The following is a 14,724-nucleotide window of genomic DNA, read 5'->3' as shown; positions in this document are numbered from 1 at the left end:
TGGGTGTGGGAATCCCTGGGGGGAGCGAGATGAGCACGGTCCAGGACCTCGCACGCCGCGAGGCGATCGAGGAGTACGACGTCGTCGGCGCTCCGGCCGAACCGGATCTCGAACGGCTCGTCGAGCTGGCGGCAGCGATGTGCGACGTCCCGACCGCGGTCATCAACATCATCGACGACCGCCACCAGCACCAGATCGCAGCGGTGGGCCTGCTCGCTGCGGTGTGCTCGCGTGAGGAGTCGATGTGCGCCCAGGTCCTCAGCGACCCGGTGCAGGTGGCCGTCCCGGACGCCCGGGTCGACGAACGCTTCAAGGCCAACCCGTTCGTCACCGGTGAGATCGCCAACGTCCGCTTCTACGCCTCGAGCCCGCTCGTCACGCCGGCCGGGGTGCCGATCGGGACCCTGTGCGTCTTCGACGACGTCCCGCGCAACCTGTCCGTCGCAGGTGGGCGCGCGCTCGGAGCCCTGGCCGACCAGGCCGTCGACCTCCTCGAGCTGCGGCTCGTGTCCCGTGAGCTGGCGCGCTCCAACGACCACCTGCTCAAGTTCGCCGGACAGGTCTGCCACGACCTTCGCAACCCGCTCGCCGCCCTCACGTGGTTCATCGAGCTCGCGGCGGGCAGTCCCGAGCTGATCGACTCCCCGAACGCTGCCCAGCTGCTGGCCCGGGCCGAGTCCTCGGCGGCAGGGATGGGCGCCATGATCGCCGAGCTGCTGGACGTGGCCCGGTCCTCTGGTGCCGACGCCGGGCCGGCGGACGGCCGCAGACCGGACCGACGCTGACCCGACACAGCGAGCGGCCCGGTCACGCTTCCCCCTGCGTGGCCGGGCCGTTCGTCCCCTGTGGTGTCCCCTGTCGTGAACCATAGGCCTGCCCACCGACAGGCGTACATGGGTAGAAGTACCCATTCCCTGGAGCCGCCGCCGACAGGTCGCGAGCGACCCGCGCCGGCCGGTCGCGTCGGACCGCCGCGTCCGGCCGCCCCCTGCTCGCTGCCTACGATGGAGGCATGCCGCCGCGCCGCCGAGTCCCTGTCGCCGCTGGACGCTCGGCGGTGCAACGCTGGCAGGCAGAGGGTGCGGACCTCGCCCGCGCGGACCTGGCCACCGCCGTGCGCTACGCGCTCGAGGAGCTCGCGACGGTCGCGCCCGGTCGCAGCGTCGAGGTGCGCGTGCCACCGTTCGGCGCGGTCCAGTGCGTGTCCGGCACGACCCACACGCGAGGCACCCCGCCCAACGTGGTCGAGACCGACGCGCAGACGTGGCTGCAGGTGGCCACCGGCTCCCTGAGCTGGGACGGGGCCTGGGAGGCGGGCAGCCTGCGGGTCAGCGGCCACCGGGCCGACCTCACGGCATACCTCCCCCTGGTCTGACCCCACCACCTGCGCGCCCTGCCCACGTCCCGGACCTCGGCGCAGCACGCGCGGGCAGCGTACGGGCGCGGATCACTCGCCGGGCAGGCGGAACCCGATCTGCTCGCGCACGGCGTCCATGGCGTCCATGACCCGCAGCGTCTCGGCCCACGGCAGGAGCGGCGACTCGAGCAGCCGGGCGTCGACGCAGGCAGCCACCTCAACGATCTCGTGGTGCAGGCCGTGCTCGCGGTCGCTGGGTTCGAGGACGTCGAGCACCTCGTCGTGGGGCGACAGCAGGGTCATGGTCGACTGGCCGTAGAAGGCGCCGGTGAACTCCAGACGCGCCCGGGTCCCGGAGATGGACGCGGTCGTGGGGGTGCTCGAGACCATGCTGGCGCTGAGCAGCCCGAGGGCCCCGGCGGCGTTCTGCACCGTGACCACCTCCTGGGCGTCCACGCCCTCGGTGGTGAGGAGCCCGGTCGCGGACAGCGAGTCGAACTCGCCGAGCACCATGGAGGCGAACGAGATCGGGTAGACGCAGAGGTCGAGGAGGGCACCCCCGGCGAGGGCCGGGTCGCTGAGCCGTTGGGGTCCGTCGGGATAGAGCTTCTGACCGTGGTCGGCGGCGACCACCTGCACCTCACCGAGCAGCCCCTGCTCGAGGACCTGGCGGACGACGTCCATGTGGGGGAGGAACCGCGTCCACATCGCCTCCATGGCGAACAGCCCGGCGCGCTCCGCCGTGTCGAACACGGCGCGCGCCTCGGCACCGGTGCGCGTGAACGCCTTCTCGACCAGGACGGGCTTGCCCGCCTCCAGGGCGAGCTGGGCGTGGGCCAGGTGTTCGGAGTGCGGCGACGCGACGTACACGGCGTCGACGTGCGGGTCCGCGACCAGCTCCTCGTAGGAGCCGTAGGCGACCTCGACGTCGAACTCCCGCTGGTACTCCTGCGCCCGGTCGAGGCTGCGCGAGGCCACCGCCCGGAGCTCCTGGCCCGTCCGTGCGCGCAGTGCCCGCCCGAACGTGCGGGCGATGCCGCCCGGGGCGATCACGCCCCAGCGCAGCACCGGTGCGGAGCGGGGGTCGGGGACGCGCGGGGCGGGCAGCCTGAGGGCGGAGGTCATGGACTCCATCCTGCCGCGTCGACCCCGGCATGGCGCGGGGCAGCCGCCCGTCAGCCCGTGCGCCTCAGCGCACGCGCCAGCCCTCGACGCGGGGTGGCTCGGGGGAGGCCTCGGCGTCCTCGTCGGTGAACGGCTGCGCCGACCCGAGGGTCCTGGCCAGCGACGGACCGTGCAGCAAGGTGGCCGAGAAGGCCGTCATGGCGACCCTGCGGGCCAGGGCCGTCAGGGGCAGGGGCTGGGCGCTCGCGACGAGGACGGTGTTGCCGAAGCGTCGACCCTTGCGGACCTCGGAGGTCGCGATCGCCGCCGTGTGCGGCAGGACGGTGGCGATCGTGGCGTGCAGGCGGGCGAGGTGGCGACGACTGGGCTCGTCGGCGGTGTTCATCGCGAGGAGACCGCCCGCCCCGAGCACCCGGGCGACGTCGGTGAACCACTCGGTCGAGGTGAGCTCGGCAGGGACGCGGCCGGCGGCATACGCGTCGACGGCCACCAGCTCCGCACTGCCGTCGGCGAGCTGGCGCAGCCCGCTGCGACCGTCGACCGGGCGCACCCGGATCCGGTGACCACGCGGCAGCGGCAGCGTCTGGCGCACGGCGCTGGTCACGTCCTGCGCAGGCTCGAGGACGATCTGCGGCGACCCGGGTCGGGTGTGGGCGACGTAGCGGGGGAGGGTCAGGCCGGCCCCACCCACATGGGTGGCGGCCACGGGTCCCTCCGGCAGCACGTCGACCACGGCCGCGAGGAACTGGACGTACTCGAAGACGAGGAGGCGGGGGTCGCCGAGCTGGACGTAGGACTGCGGGTGCCCGTCGATCATGACGACCGTGCCGCCGGTGCCGTCGTCGACGAACTCGACCGGCGAGGTGCCGGCCTCGTCGGCGGGGTCGGCGCGGGTGTCGGCGCGGCTGTCGGGCGTGCGCCTCGACCCACGGTCGCGGCCCATCGTCAGGGGCGCAGCAGCGACTTGATCGCGCGGCGCTCGTCCATCGCGGCATACGCCTCGGCGACCTCGCTGAGCGGCAGCTCGAGGTCGAACACGGCGCCCGGGTTGATCGTGCCGGCGAGGACGTCGTCGCGCAGCTGCGGCAGGTACTGGCGCGCGGGGGCGATGCCTCCCGCGATCCCGACGTTGCGCACGAACATGTCGCGCACCGGGTACTCGATGCCGTGCGGCACACCGACGTACCCGACGGTGGCGCCGGGCCGCGCGACGGCGATGGCCGTGTGCATGGACTCGTTGGTGCCGACGCACTCGAGCACGGCGTCCGCACCGACGCCGTCGGTGAGCTCCTTGACCGCGGCGACGGCCTCGTCGCCGCGCACCTCGACGACGTCGGTGGCCCCGAAGTCGCGGGCGACCGCCTGGCGCGAGGCGTGCCGTGAGAGCGCGATGATGCGCTCGGCCCCCATGCGGGCGGCAGCGAGGACCCCGCTGAGACCGACCGCCCCGTCGCCCACGACGACGACGGTGTCGCCCTCGGAGACCTTGGCGGCGACACCCGCGTGCCAGCCCGTGCCCATGACGTCGGACAGGGTGAGCAGCGACGGGACGAGCGAGTCGTCCGGGACCTCACGGGTGGACACGAGCGTGCCGTCGGCCAGCGGGACGCGGACGTACTCGCCCTGGCCGCCGTCGGCCAGCACACCGTCCCGGTCGTTGCCGCCCCAGAACCCGCCGTGCGAGCACCGCGACTGGATGCCGACCCGGCAGTGCGGACAGGTGTTGTCGGAGTACATGAACGGTGCGATGACGAAGTCGCCCGGGCGCAGGCTGCGCACCTCGGCGCCGACCTCCTCGACGATGCCGACGAACTCGTGCCCGATGCGGGTCGGCTCGGTCACGTCGTTGATGCCGCGGTAGGGCCACAGGTCGCTGCCGCAGACGCACGAGGCGGTGACGCGAACGAGGGCGTCGGTGGGGGCGACGAGGACGGGGTCGGGGACCTCGTCGAGACGGATGTCGCCGGGCGCGTGGAGGATCGTGGCCTTCATGGACCCAGCCTCCCACGGGGCGTGCGGAGGGACGCTACGTGGTTCCACGGATGCCGTGCGGGCACTGCCTCGGGCATGGTGGTCAGGTCTGCGTGCGTTCCGACCCGGAGGAGAGCCATGGCGGTGTTGAGCAGTCGAGGTGGCCGCCGCCGCTGGCTCGTCGCCGGTGCCGTCCTTGCCTGCCTGGGCTCGGCCGGCTGCAGCGGTGCGACCGATGGCCCGGGCAAGGCGTCGTCGTCTTCGTCCGCCGTCACGACCTCGGCACCCTCGACGAAGGGCTGGCCACCGGTCAGCGACCTCGTCGGGGCCGGCGGGACGGCACTCAGTGTCCAGGACGCCGACTGGATGCAGGTCGTCGAGGGACACCTGTGGACGGCCGTGAGCAGACCCGAGGGCGGGGTGGTCCAGCAGCTCGATGACCGCGGACGTCCGCGGACGTCCATCGCCAACGCAGGTGCGGAGACGTGCACGGCGATGGACTCCGGCTTCGGTTCCCTCTGGGCAGCGGCCTGCGACCCGACGTCGGCATCGGTCCTGCGCATCGATCCGTCGAACGGCAGGGTGCAGGCACGCGTCACCTTGACAGGGCTGCAGATCCTCGAGGAGGGCTCTGTCGCCAGCGGGGAAGGGGCGGTGTGGGTGGTCACCGCCCCGCCGCAGCACCAGCTCGTCAGGATCGACCCGAAGAGCAACACGGTCGTCTCGCGGACAGCCATCCCCGACGGCGTCGTGGCGGCACGGGCAGGGCTGGGTGGGCTGTGGCTCACCGACCCGATCAGGGGCGAGCTGCTCCGCCTCGATCCGCGCACCCAGAAGGTCGTGGCGAAGGTGGCGGCAGGTCAGGGGGCCCGGTTCTTCGCGGTCGGAGCGGGGGCGGTGTGGGTGCAGAACAACATCGACGGGACGGTCTCGCGGATCGACCCGTCCACCAACGCCGTCGTGGCGACGGTGAAGGTGGACGGCGGGGCGGTCGACGGTGGCGACCTGGCCGTGGGGGGCGGGTTCGTCTGGGCCCGGGTGTCGGACGCCCTGGTCGCCAAGATCGACCCGGCGACGAACGAGGTGGTCGCGCGGTACGGACCTGCCGGCGGCAGCGGGAGCGTCGCCGCCGACGACTCGGCCGTGTGGATCTCGGCCCACGACCTCGACGTCGTCTACCGGCTGCCGCTGGGGTGACCGTGGGCACGGGTGGGACGGGCCGCGTCCTGTCGCGCGGCATACCCTCCCTGCATGCGCCTTGGCATCACGATCCTTCCCGAGCACCGCTGGTCCGTCGCCGAGCCGTTGTGGCGCCGGGCCGAGGAGTACGGCTTCGACCACGCCTGGACCTACGACCACCTCGTGTGGGCCGGCCTGCCGGACTCCCCGTGGTTCGGGGCGCTGCCGACCCTGACCGCAGCCGCCACGGTGACCTCGACGATGCGGCTCGGCACCTTCGTCAGCTCACCGAACTACCGGCACCCGTACACGTTCCTGCGCGACCTGCTGGCCGTCGACGACATCTCAGGGGGTCGCCTGATCTGCGGCCTCGGCACCGGTGGCGACCTCGACTCGCGGATCCTCGGCGAGGAACGGCCCCTCAAGGAGCGGGTGCAGAGGTTCCACGAGTTCGTGGAGGTGCTCGACCGGCTGTCCCGCGAGGACCACGTGTCGCACGACGGTGCTCACTTCACGACGGTCGACGCGCGCACCCTGCCGGGTTTCGTGCAACGACCACGGGTGCCGTTCCTCGTCGCGGCGAACGGACCGCGGTCGCTGCGGCTCGCGGCCCGGCTCGGGCAGGGCTGGGTCACCTACGGCCGGGGTGGCGACACCCTGGAGGAGTGGTGGTCGGGGGTGGCCGCGCTGAGCGAGCTGCTCGACGAGGCCGAGTCGACCGCTGGGCGTGAGCGACCGATCGACCGCTACCTGTCGCTCGACGGCTCGCCGAGGTTCTCGCTCGAGAGCCCCGAGCTCTTCGAGGAGCTGGTGGGTCGGGCCGCGGAGCTCGGCTTCACGGACGTGGTGACGCACTGGCCCCGGACGAGCGCGCCGTACGCGGGGTCCGAGGCCGTGCTGGAGCAGGTGGCCGGGCGTCTCGACGCCCTGCGCCGACTCAGCTGAAGGCGAAGAGCGCCAGGGGCGCGGTCGTCGGCGACTTCGAGCCACCCGCCGGCTCGAGGGTGATCCCGGCAGCCAGGGCGCTCCTGGCGTCGCCGTCGAGCATGACGGCCACGGTCGGTGCGCTGCCGTGCGGCATGACTCCGGCGCTGACCATGCCCTGGTTGGGCTGGTTGAACCAGACCTGGAAGTCCTTGCCGTCGGGGGCCGCCGGCATGTTGTCGGCGATGATCACGGCCTTGCCCAGCGACGGGCTGCGGACGATGGTCACCTTGGCGCCGTCGACGGTCTGGACCACGCGCTGCGCGTCCTTGGCCTCGAGGACCTGCTCGGACGCGGAGATCTGCTGGTTCCCGGTGCCGTTGTCCCAAGGGCTCCACGCGATGCCACCGGCGATGAGAGCCACTGCGGCGGCTGCGCCGACGAGCCACTCGGCGACGGGGCGGCGACGGCGCATCGGCACGACGTTCGATGGCAGGGCAGCCGGACCGACGCCGGGTGCCGGCTCGGTCTCGCCGTCGTCGCTGACGACGGGGATGCGGGCGACAGGGGTGCCGGTCGGGCCGGCGGTGCTGGTGGTCAGGGAGTGCTGGGCGTCCCCGGGCTGCTCGAGCGGGGGCAGCGGGCGCACCGTGCGGATGCCGGCCAGGACCGCGTCACGCAGGGCGGCCGGGGGAGCGACCTCGCTGACGAGCGACAGGCTGGCAGCAGCGGCGCGAAGGCTCGTCACCTCGTCCATGCACTCGGGGCACTCGGAGAGGTGGAGCTCGAACGCTGCGCGCTCATGCTCGTCGATGGCATCGACGGCGTAGGCACCGACCAGGCTGTGGACGTCGGCACTCATTGCTGCACCCCCAGGGTGTCTCTCAGACGGATGAGTCCGTCACGTATTCGGGTCTTCGCCGTTCCCAGGGGAACGCCGAGGAGGGAAGCGACCTCGGTATGGGTGTAGCCACCGAAGTAGGCGAGCTCGACCGCCTTGCGCTGGGTCTCCGTCAAGGAGTCCATCGCGTTGCGCACGCGCTGAGCGTCCAGCCGACGTTCCACCGTCTCGACCGTCTGGTCGAAGGACCGCTCCTGGTTCCGGGAACCGTAGCTGTCCTCGCGGTTGGTGGACGCCTGCGCGGACCGCACCCGGTCGACCGCCTTGCGGTGGGCGATGGTGAGCATCCAGCTCACCGGGGTCCCACGCTCGGGGTCGAACCGGGCGCTGGTGCGCCAGATGTCGAGCAAGGCTTCCTGGGCGACCTCTTCGGACTGCGCCGGATCCCGTACGACGCGCAGCACCAACCCGTAGATCCGGGAGGACACCGCGTCATACAGCTTGGCGAACGCGGACTCGTCCCCGAGGGAACACATCCGCAGCAGTTCGCTGAGGTCCGGTGCCACGGCAGGACCTCCCCAAGTCGGGTTGGGACCTGAGGAAGTCGCTGCCATGGACACCATCATCGCTGATCCGGGCTTACTTGGGGAGCAGGACGCCGTCGATGATGTAGACGGTGGCGTTGGCGGTCTGCACGTTGCCGCAGACCACGTTGGCCGTACCGACCTTGAAGGACTCGCCGGAACCCTCGACGGTGATGGTGCCGCCACCCAGGGTCTTGTGCTCGCCGGCCAGGGTCTCCGGGGTCAGGCGACCCTCGACGACGTGGTTGGTGAGGACCTTGGTGAGCAGACCCTTCGGGTCCTTCATCGCGGCGTCCATCGTGGCCTTCGGGACGGCCTTGAACGCGTCGTTGCTCGGGGCGAAGACGGTGATGTCCTTGGCCGAGTTCAGGGTCTCGCCCAGGCCGGCCTCGCCGACGGCGGTGACCAGGGTGGACAGCGCGGGGTTGTTGCTCGCGGCGGTGGCGACCGGGTCGGTGGCCATGCCGGAGAACGAGCCCTTGCCGCTCGTGGGAACGGCGGCGCAACCGGAGCCGAACGGCTTGGCGGCCATGTCGTCGGTGGTGCTGGAGGACGAGGAGCTCGAGCTGCTCGACATCGGGGACGAGGAGGAGGACGTGGAGGCCGCGTCGGAACCGGAGTTCCCACAGGCGGCGAGGCTCAGGGGAAGGGCGAGGCCGAGGACGGCGATGGTGCTGCGGCGTGCGAGTCGCATGATGTGGCTCCTTGTTTCAGTGACGTTCTGACATCTGGCATTCGGCCCTGCTCGGGAGGCGGATTGGACTCTGGTGAAAGTTTTTTCGAGTTTTTGCCCCGGCGGTCCCTCGAAACCGTTGCGGGACAACGCCAAAGCCCCTGCCGAGCCAGAGCGGCTCAGCAGGGGCCTCGGTGCCGCATCACTTCAAAGTGTTGCGGCTGTTGATGATTCGTCAGGAGACGAGCACGACGATCGAGTGGTAGCCGGACGCTCCACCGGGGAACGGGTCGGCCTTCTCCTGGGTCTGGACCGTGCCGGTGCCGTCGGTGGCGCGCACCGTCAGGTCGTGGCGACCGCTCTTTGCATCCCACTCCCAGAACCACTGGCGCCAGTAGTCCGTGCCGCCGTCCGGTCCGAGGGTGGCCTTCTGCCACGGGCCGTCGTCCACGCGGACCTCGACCTTCTCGATGCCGCGGCCCTGGGCCCACGCGACCCCGCCGACAGCCATCTTCCCGGGCTTGTAGGTCGCGAGGCCTCGGGGCGTGTCGATGCGAGCCTGCGTCTTGACCTTCCCGTCGATGAGCCAGTCGCGCTCGGTCCAGTAGGCCTTGTCCTTGGCGTACGTCGTCGCGGTGAGCTTGGTGACCCACTTGGTGGCGCCGACGAACCCGTAGAGGCCCGGCGTGACCATCCGCGCGGGGAACCCGTGCTTGGGCGGGAGCGGCTCGCCGTTCATCGCCACGGCGATGATGGCGTCGCGGTCGTCGGTGAGAGCCTCGATCGGGGTCGAGATCGTCATGCCGTCGGTCGACTCGCTCAGGATCTGGTCGACGTTCGCCTTCACCCCGGCGCGCTCGAGGAGGTCCTTGATGCGGACGCCCTGCCACAGGGTCGAGGAGATGTAGGGGCCGCCGACCTCGTTGCTGACGCAGTTGAGGGTGATGTACTTCTCGATCATCGGCATCTTGAGCAGCTCGTCGAAGGTGATCGAGTAGGGCTTGTCCACGTCCCCGCCGATCTCGAGCTTCCAGCTCTTCACGTCGATGCGCGGGATGACCAGGGCCGTGTCGACGCGGTAGAAGTCCTTGATCGGGGTGCTGAAGGCGCTGATGCCCTTGACCTTGGTCTCCAGCCCGGCCGGCAGGGCCGGCGCGGTGTTCTGCGGGGTGGGCAGGGACACCGAGGACGGCAGCGTGGGCGGAACGGCCAGCTTCTGGCCGAGCGTGCCGACGGCGGCTGCACCGACCGTGGCGCCGGCCGCACCGATGAGGAAGTTGCGTCGCCCGGTCGTCGAGGCGACCCCCGGGGCCTGCGCGGAGTGGTCGAGCGGGGACTCGTGAGCGGCCGCCTCGGTGGCGCCGGTGCTCAGCAGGCGCAGGAGCCCGAACAGGACCCCGACGCCGACGACCGCCGCGGCGAACGCGGGCAGGATGTCGACCGGCGAGGCGGTGGGTCGCAGCATCGCGGCCAGTCCGGCCAGGCCGGCGAGCAGCACGACGAGGACGCCGGCTGCACTCGGCCGCTTGCGGGCCAGCAGGCCGATGCCGAGGGCCGCGAGGGCCGTGACCAGAGCGACGCTGGAGAGCAGGACGGGCTTGTCGTTGGTGCCGAAATGCTGGATCGCCCATTCCTTGACCGGGGTCGGGGTGGCGTCGATGACCGTCGAACCCACGGACAGCACCGGCGAGGCCGCCGGGTTGACCAGGGCTGCGACGAGGTGACCCACGGCCATACCGGTGAGGGCCGCGAGCAGGCCGCTGACGGCATACCTGAGGCGTTGGCTCTTCGAAGTGGGTTCCATGACCTCCATTCGTACCCGCCGGGGGCAACGGATGGGTAGGGGTGGCGTCGATCAGGGCCCGGCAAGGCCTCTGGGAGGGGGAGGTAGCGTGGACCCGTGCCTCCCACCCGTCGCTACCCGAACTTCGTCGCCTTCATCTCCACCGGGGCGATCCTCGGTTTCATCGTCGGTTCGGTGTTCGCCTACTACGGCGGCAGCAACACCACGGAGTTCGGCCGTTCCTACAGCGAGTCGTCGTCGGTGCTGTTCCTGGGGGTCCTCGGCGCCTGCGTGTTCGGGCTCCTGGCCGCGGTGGTGGCCGTGCTTCTGGAACGCCGCGACTGACGCCGTTCCCCCTGTGGGACACTGAGCCACGTGGCACGTGGCGACGGACAGCTGACGCACGACCTCCTTCCGAACGAGAAGGGCCCGCAGGACGCCTGCGGGGTCTTTGGCGTCTGGGCTCCCGGGGAGGAGGTCGCCAAGCTCACCTACTACGGCCTCTACGCCCTGCAGCACCGCGGGCAGGAGTCGGCCGGCATCGCGACCTCCGACGGGCGCAGCATCCTCGTCTACAAGGACATGGGCCTGGTGTCCCAGGTGTTCGACGAGCGGTCGCTCGCCTCCCTGCGCGGACACCTCGCCGTCGGCCACTGCCGCTACTCCACGACCGGCGGCTCCACGTGGGAGAACGCCCAGCCCACCCTCGGCGGCCACGCCGAGTCGACGGTGGCCCTGGCCCACAACGGCAACCTCATCAACTCCGCCGAGCTGCGCGAGCTGGTCGCTTCCCGCGCCGAGGAGGGGTTCGCCCACGGCGGCGGCGAGCTGGTCCGGGGCAACACGACCGACACCGCCCTGGTCACCGCCCTGCTCGCTGACGACCCCGACCGTTCGCTCGAGGCGGCGGCGATGGACATCCTGCCCAAGCTGCAGGGCGCCTTCTGCTTCGTGTTCATGGACGAGCACACCCTGTATGCCGCGCGCGACCCGCAGGGGATCCGTCCCCTGGTCCTGGGCCGCCTGGACCGTGGCTGGGTCGTCGCCTCCGAGACCGCCGCCCTCGACATCGTCGGCGCCTCGCTCATCCGCGAGGTCGAGCCCGGTGAGCTCATCGCCATCGACGAGGACGGCCTGCGCTCACAGCGGTTCGCCGAGACCGCGCGCAAGGGCTGCGTCTTCGAGTACGTCTACCTCGCCCGCCCCGACACGACGATCAACGGGCGCGGCGTCCACGAGTCCCGCGTCGAGATGGGTCGCACCCTGGCCCGTGAGCACCCCGTCGAGGCCGACCTGGTCATGCCGACGCCGGAGTCGGGAACACCTGCGGCCATCGGCTACGCCCAGGAGTCGGGCATCCCCTACGGCCAGGGCCTGGTGAAGAACTCCTACGTGGGGCGCACCTTCATCGCCCCGTCGCAGACGATCCGCCAGCTCGGCATCCGGCTCAAGCTCAACCCGCTGCGCGAGGTCATCAAGGGCAAGCGCCTCGTCGTCGTCGACGACTCGATCGTCCGCGGCAACACCCAGCGGGCCCTCGTGCGGATGCTGCGTGAGGCCGGGGCGGCCGAGGTGCACGTGCGGATCTCGAGCCCGCCGGTGCGCTGGCCCTGCTTCTACGGCATCGACTTCGCCACTCGGGCGGAGCTCATCGCGACCGGCATCGGCGTCGAGGAGGTCTGCACCTCGATCGGCGCCGACTCCCTCGGCTACATCAGCGAGGAAGGCATGATCGCGGCGACCGAGCAGCCGGCCGACCAGCTGTGCACCGCGTGCTTCTCCGGCAAGTACCCGCTCGAGCTCCCCGACTCCAGCCGGCTGGGCAAGAACCTGTTCGAGACCCTGCCCCTCGACGTCGACGGGGTGACCCTGGGTGTCGGCGGCGGCGCCGCGGACGCCCTCACCCGCCCCTAGGACTCCCCCGGTTCGAGGTATTCGCCTACCGGGATCTGGTGGCTGAATACCTCGAACGAGGCAGGTGGCCGACGCTCAGCCGAGCGTGGGCGGTGACCACTTGGTCCATGAAGCGCCGTTCCTCGAGTCGCAGCCCGACGAGGTTCATGCGCAGGACGGTGTGATCGGTCAGGGCGAGCTCGTTCTGGCGGAGGTGGTCGTCAGTCACGGACAAGCCCATCTGGTGGCCGGCGCCATCGATCTCCACGGCGAGACCGATGTCCTCCCACGCCACGTCGAGGTACACCCGTCCGCGCACGCCGTGGCGCAGGACCTGGCGGCTCGGCTCCGGCAGGCCACGGTTCCGGCAGAGTCGGGCGAAGTCGAGCTCCCCGAGCGACTCTGCGCCGAGGGCGATGTCGCGTGCCAGCATCGGGATGAGCCGCCTGCGCGTGCGCCCGCGGGTCGTGTGGGCTGCCTCGAGCAGCTGGGCACCGGTGCAGAGGCGCTGTTGCACGGGCATCACCAGGAGGAGCGCCGCCTGGCGGTCGCTGGTGGCCCATCGGGCAGCTCGCACCGCGGCCAGCGCCGGGCGGGTTCTCGGCACCCCCGGCGTCATCACCTCGTCCTCGACTCTCCGGGCCAGCTTGTGCACGCGCACGCCTACGACGGGTTGGACTGCCGCGGTGTGCTTGACCGACACATGGACCATCGCGTCCTCGAACCCGGTGAGGCCGGCCGCCTGCAGGGCGCTCACCCCGTCGAGGGCAGCGATCCCGACGCCCACCTCCCACACCGCCCGTCGTCGCCAGCCGCCGGGACCCAGCGGGCCGGTGTGCAGGGCGACGGTCTGCCTGCCGTGCAGGCGCCAGCGTCCGGCAGACACCTCCCGACGGATCATGCGGTCGTCGATGCCGATCCCTGCCAGCAGGTCTCGGGACAGGACGCCATCGACGGCGTCGGGCAGCTGGGCGGCAGCACTCCTCCGCCAGCCGGTCGTCCGTGGGGTCAGGACGTCTGCCGTGGTCATGCGACGACGCTGTCCCGTGAAGCCCGTGCGGAGTGGCCTGCACCGACGAGCTGTGGAGGCCACGGCACCGCCTGACCCCCCTGTGGACGGGCGCCCTCCATCCGTTCGAGGTATTCGGCTACCGCATCCCGGTAGGCGAATACCTCGAACGGGGGGGAGCGGTGCGGGGGCTAGGCTGGCCGCGTGAGCGAACCGATCACCTATGCCTCCGCCGGCGTCGACGTCGAGGCCGGTGACAAGGCCGTCGAGCTGATGAAGGCCTCGGTCCGTCGGGCCACCCGCCCCGAGGTGCTGGGCGGCCTGGGCGGGTTCGCGGGCATGTTCGACGCCAGCGCGATCGCGCGGATGACCCGCCCGGTCCTCGCCACGAGCACCGACGGCGTGGGCACCAAGGTCGCCATCGCCCAGGCGCTGGACCGCCACGACACCATCGGGTTCGACCTGGTCGGCATGGTCGTCGACGACATCGTGGTCTGTGGCGCGGAGCCGCTGTTCATGACCGACTACATCGCCACGGGACGCGTGGTCCCCGAGCGCATCGCAGCCATCGTCTCCGGCATCGCCGCAGCGTGCGAGCAGGCCCGGGTCGCCCTCGTGGGCGGCGAGACCGCGGAGCACCCCGGACTGCTCGAGCCCGACGAGTACGACGTGGCAGGTGCCGCGACCGGGGTCGTCGAGCATGCCGACGTGCTGGGTCCCGACCGGGTGCGTCCCGGCGACGTCGTGCTGGCCCTCGGCTCGAGCGGGCTGCACTCCAACGGGTACTCGTTGGTGCGCAAGGTGATCGGGGCGGCCGGTTGGCAGCTCGACCGTCACGTCGAGGAGTTCGGGCAGTCGCTGGGGGAGGAGCTGCTCACCCCGACCCGCGTCTACTCCGCCGACCTGCTCGACCTCATCCGCACGGACGGCGTGGACGTGCACGCCCTCTCGCACGTGACCGGTGGTGGGCTCGCCGCGAACCTCGCGCGCGTCCTGCCCCGCGACGTCTTCGCCAGGCTGGACCGCTCCACCTGGACCCCGCCCGCCGTCTTCTCGACCGTCGGCAGCCTCGGTGGCGTCCCCCGCGCCGACCTCGAACGCACCCTCAACATGGGGGTCGGTTTCGTCGCCATGCTCCCGGCCGACCAGGTCGACGCGGCGACCCGGGAGCTCGCCGCGCGCGGCATACCGGCGTGGGCCATCGGTGAGGTGAGCGACCTCGAGGGAGCTGCGATCGCCGACGGCGTCGAGGTCGTCCACGGGGCCAAGGGCGTCGACGGTGGTTCGGTGCAGGTCGTCGGGGACCACCCCTCGGCCTGACCGGCCTGACCGGCGTGATCGGCCTGACCGGCGTGATCGGCCTGACCGGCGTGATCGGCCTGGCC

General features: G+C 71.6%; 15 protein-coding genes. 7 read left to right on the top strand and 8 right to left on the bottom strand.

Annotated features, from left to right (window positions below; all coding sequences use genetic code 11):
- Positions 1–29: 29 nt before the first annotated feature.
- Together ASC58_RS11000 and ASC58_RS10995 are read left to right on the top strand one after the other, a co-directional pair.
- Complete coding sequence (locus ASC58_RS11000) at positions 30–785, top strand: histidine kinase dimerization/phospho-acceptor domain-containing protein (protein WP_056919343.1); 756 nt, start codon at positions 30–32, stop codon at positions 783–785.
- Positions 786–1,012: 227 nt separating this feature from the next.
- Complete coding sequence (locus tag ASC58_RS10995) at positions 1,013–1,375, top strand: sterol carrier family protein (RefSeq protein ID WP_056916291.1); 363 nt, start codon at positions 1,013–1,015, stop codon at positions 1,373–1,375.
- A gap of 72 nt (positions 1,376–1,447) precedes the next feature.
- On the opposite strand, the gene ASC58_RS10990 is transcribed toward ASC58_RS10995, so the two are convergent.
- From ASC58_RS10990 to ASC58_RS10980, 3 genes are all read right to left on the bottom strand, one after another.
- Positions 1,448–2,482 (bottom strand): Gfo/Idh/MocA family protein, encoded by a 1,035-nt coding sequence (locus tag ASC58_RS10990; RefSeq protein ID WP_056919342.1) that lies wholly within the window; start codon positions 2,480–2,482, stop codon positions 1,448–1,450.
- A 64-nt stretch (positions 2,483–2,546) separates the two neighbouring features.
- A complete protein-coding gene (locus tag ASC58_RS10985; protein WP_200947807.1) occupies positions 2,547–3,425 on the bottom strand; it encodes a spermidine synthase in 879 nt (292 codons plus the stop codon).
- Positions 3,426–3,427: 2 nt separating this feature from the next.
- The gene (locus tag ASC58_RS10980) at positions 3,428–4,474 is read right to left on the bottom strand and encodes a zinc-dependent alcohol dehydrogenase family protein (RefSeq protein ID WP_056919341.1); all 1,047 of its coding nucleotides are present in this window, start codon (positions 4,472–4,474) and stop codon (positions 3,428–3,430) included.
- Positions 4,475–4,591: 117 nt separating this feature from the next.
- Between ASC58_RS10980 and ASC58_RS10975 the strand changes: the two genes are divergently transcribed.
- Complete coding sequence (locus tag ASC58_RS10975; protein ID WP_056919340.1) at positions 4,592–5,650, top strand: hypothetical protein; 1,059 nt, start codon at positions 4,592–4,594, stop codon at positions 5,648–5,650.
- Positions 5,651–5,704: 54 nt separating this feature from the next.
- Complete coding sequence (locus ASC58_RS10970) at positions 5,705–6,577, top strand: LLM class flavin-dependent oxidoreductase (protein WP_056919339.1); 873 nt, start codon at positions 5,705–5,707, stop codon at positions 6,575–6,577.
- On the opposite strand, the gene ASC58_RS10965 is transcribed toward ASC58_RS10970, so the two are convergent.
- From ASC58_RS10965 to ASC58_RS10950, 4 genes are all read right to left on the bottom strand, one after another.
- Positions 6,570–7,418, bottom strand: a complete 849-nt coding sequence (locus ASC58_RS10965; protein ID WP_056919338.1) for an anti-sigma factor domain-containing protein — start codon at positions 7,416–7,418, stop codon at positions 6,570–6,572. The two genes, ASC58_RS10970 and ASC58_RS10965, sit on opposite strands and share 8 nt — an antisense overlap.
- Positions 7,415–7,963 (bottom strand): ECF RNA polymerase sigma factor SigK, encoded by a 549-nt coding sequence (sigK, locus tag ASC58_RS10960; protein ID WP_235529196.1) that lies wholly within the window; start codon positions 7,961–7,963, stop codon positions 7,415–7,417. Before sigK ends, ASC58_RS10965 begins: the two co-directional genes overlap by 4 nt.
- A 73-nt stretch (positions 7,964–8,036) precedes the next feature.
- Positions 8,037–8,675: a fasciclin domain-containing protein gene (locus ASC58_RS10955; protein ID WP_056916297.1), complete on the bottom strand. Its 639-nt coding sequence runs from the start codon at positions 8,673–8,675 to the stop codon at positions 8,037–8,039.
- A 214-nt stretch (positions 8,676–8,889) separates the two neighbouring features.
- Positions 8,890–10,458 (bottom strand): molybdopterin-dependent oxidoreductase, encoded by a 1,569-nt coding sequence (locus tag ASC58_RS10950; protein ID WP_157598461.1) that lies wholly within the window; start codon positions 10,456–10,458, stop codon positions 8,890–8,892.
- Positions 10,459–10,554: 96 nt separating this feature from the next.
- Here ASC58_RS10950 and ASC58_RS10945 point away from each other — a divergent pair, with 96 nt between their 5' ends.
- Together ASC58_RS10945 and purF are read left to right on the top strand one after the other, a co-directional pair.
- Complete coding sequence (locus ASC58_RS10945; RefSeq protein ID WP_056916299.1) at positions 10,555–10,782, top strand: hypothetical protein; 228 nt, start codon at positions 10,555–10,557, stop codon at positions 10,780–10,782.
- A gap of 30 nt (positions 10,783–10,812) precedes the next feature.
- Positions 10,813–12,351 carry an amidophosphoribosyltransferase gene (purF, locus tag ASC58_RS10940; protein WP_056916300.1) on the top strand — a complete coding sequence of 513 codons (1,539 nt, stop codon included), beginning with the start codon at positions 10,813–10,815 and terminating at the stop codon, positions 12,349–12,351.
- A gap of 25 nt (positions 12,352–12,376) precedes the next feature.
- Here the strand turns inward: purF and ASC58_RS10935 are convergent, their stop codons facing one another.
- Entirely contained in the window at positions 12,377–13,360 is a 984-nt protein-coding gene (locus ASC58_RS10935; protein ID WP_157581459.1) for a hypothetical protein, read from the bottom strand.
- Between the two features lie 183 nt (positions 13,361–13,543).
- Between ASC58_RS10935 and purM the strand changes: the two genes are divergently transcribed.
- Positions 13,544–14,659: a phosphoribosylformylglycinamidine cyclo-ligase gene (gene purM, locus ASC58_RS10930; RefSeq protein ID WP_056916301.1), complete on the top strand. Its 1,116-nt coding sequence runs from the start codon at positions 13,544–13,546 to the stop codon at positions 14,657–14,659.
- Positions 14,660–14,724: the final 65 nt, after the last annotated feature.

Origin of the sequence: Phycicoccus sp. Root101 (assembly GCF_001426245.1) — a bacterium.
GTDB lineage: Bacteria > Actinomycetota > Actinomycetes > Actinomycetales > Dermatophilaceae > Pedococcus.
The sequence above is the reverse complement of the archived record's forward strand: the minus strand, read 5'-3'. Positions and strand labels throughout refer to the sequence as shown.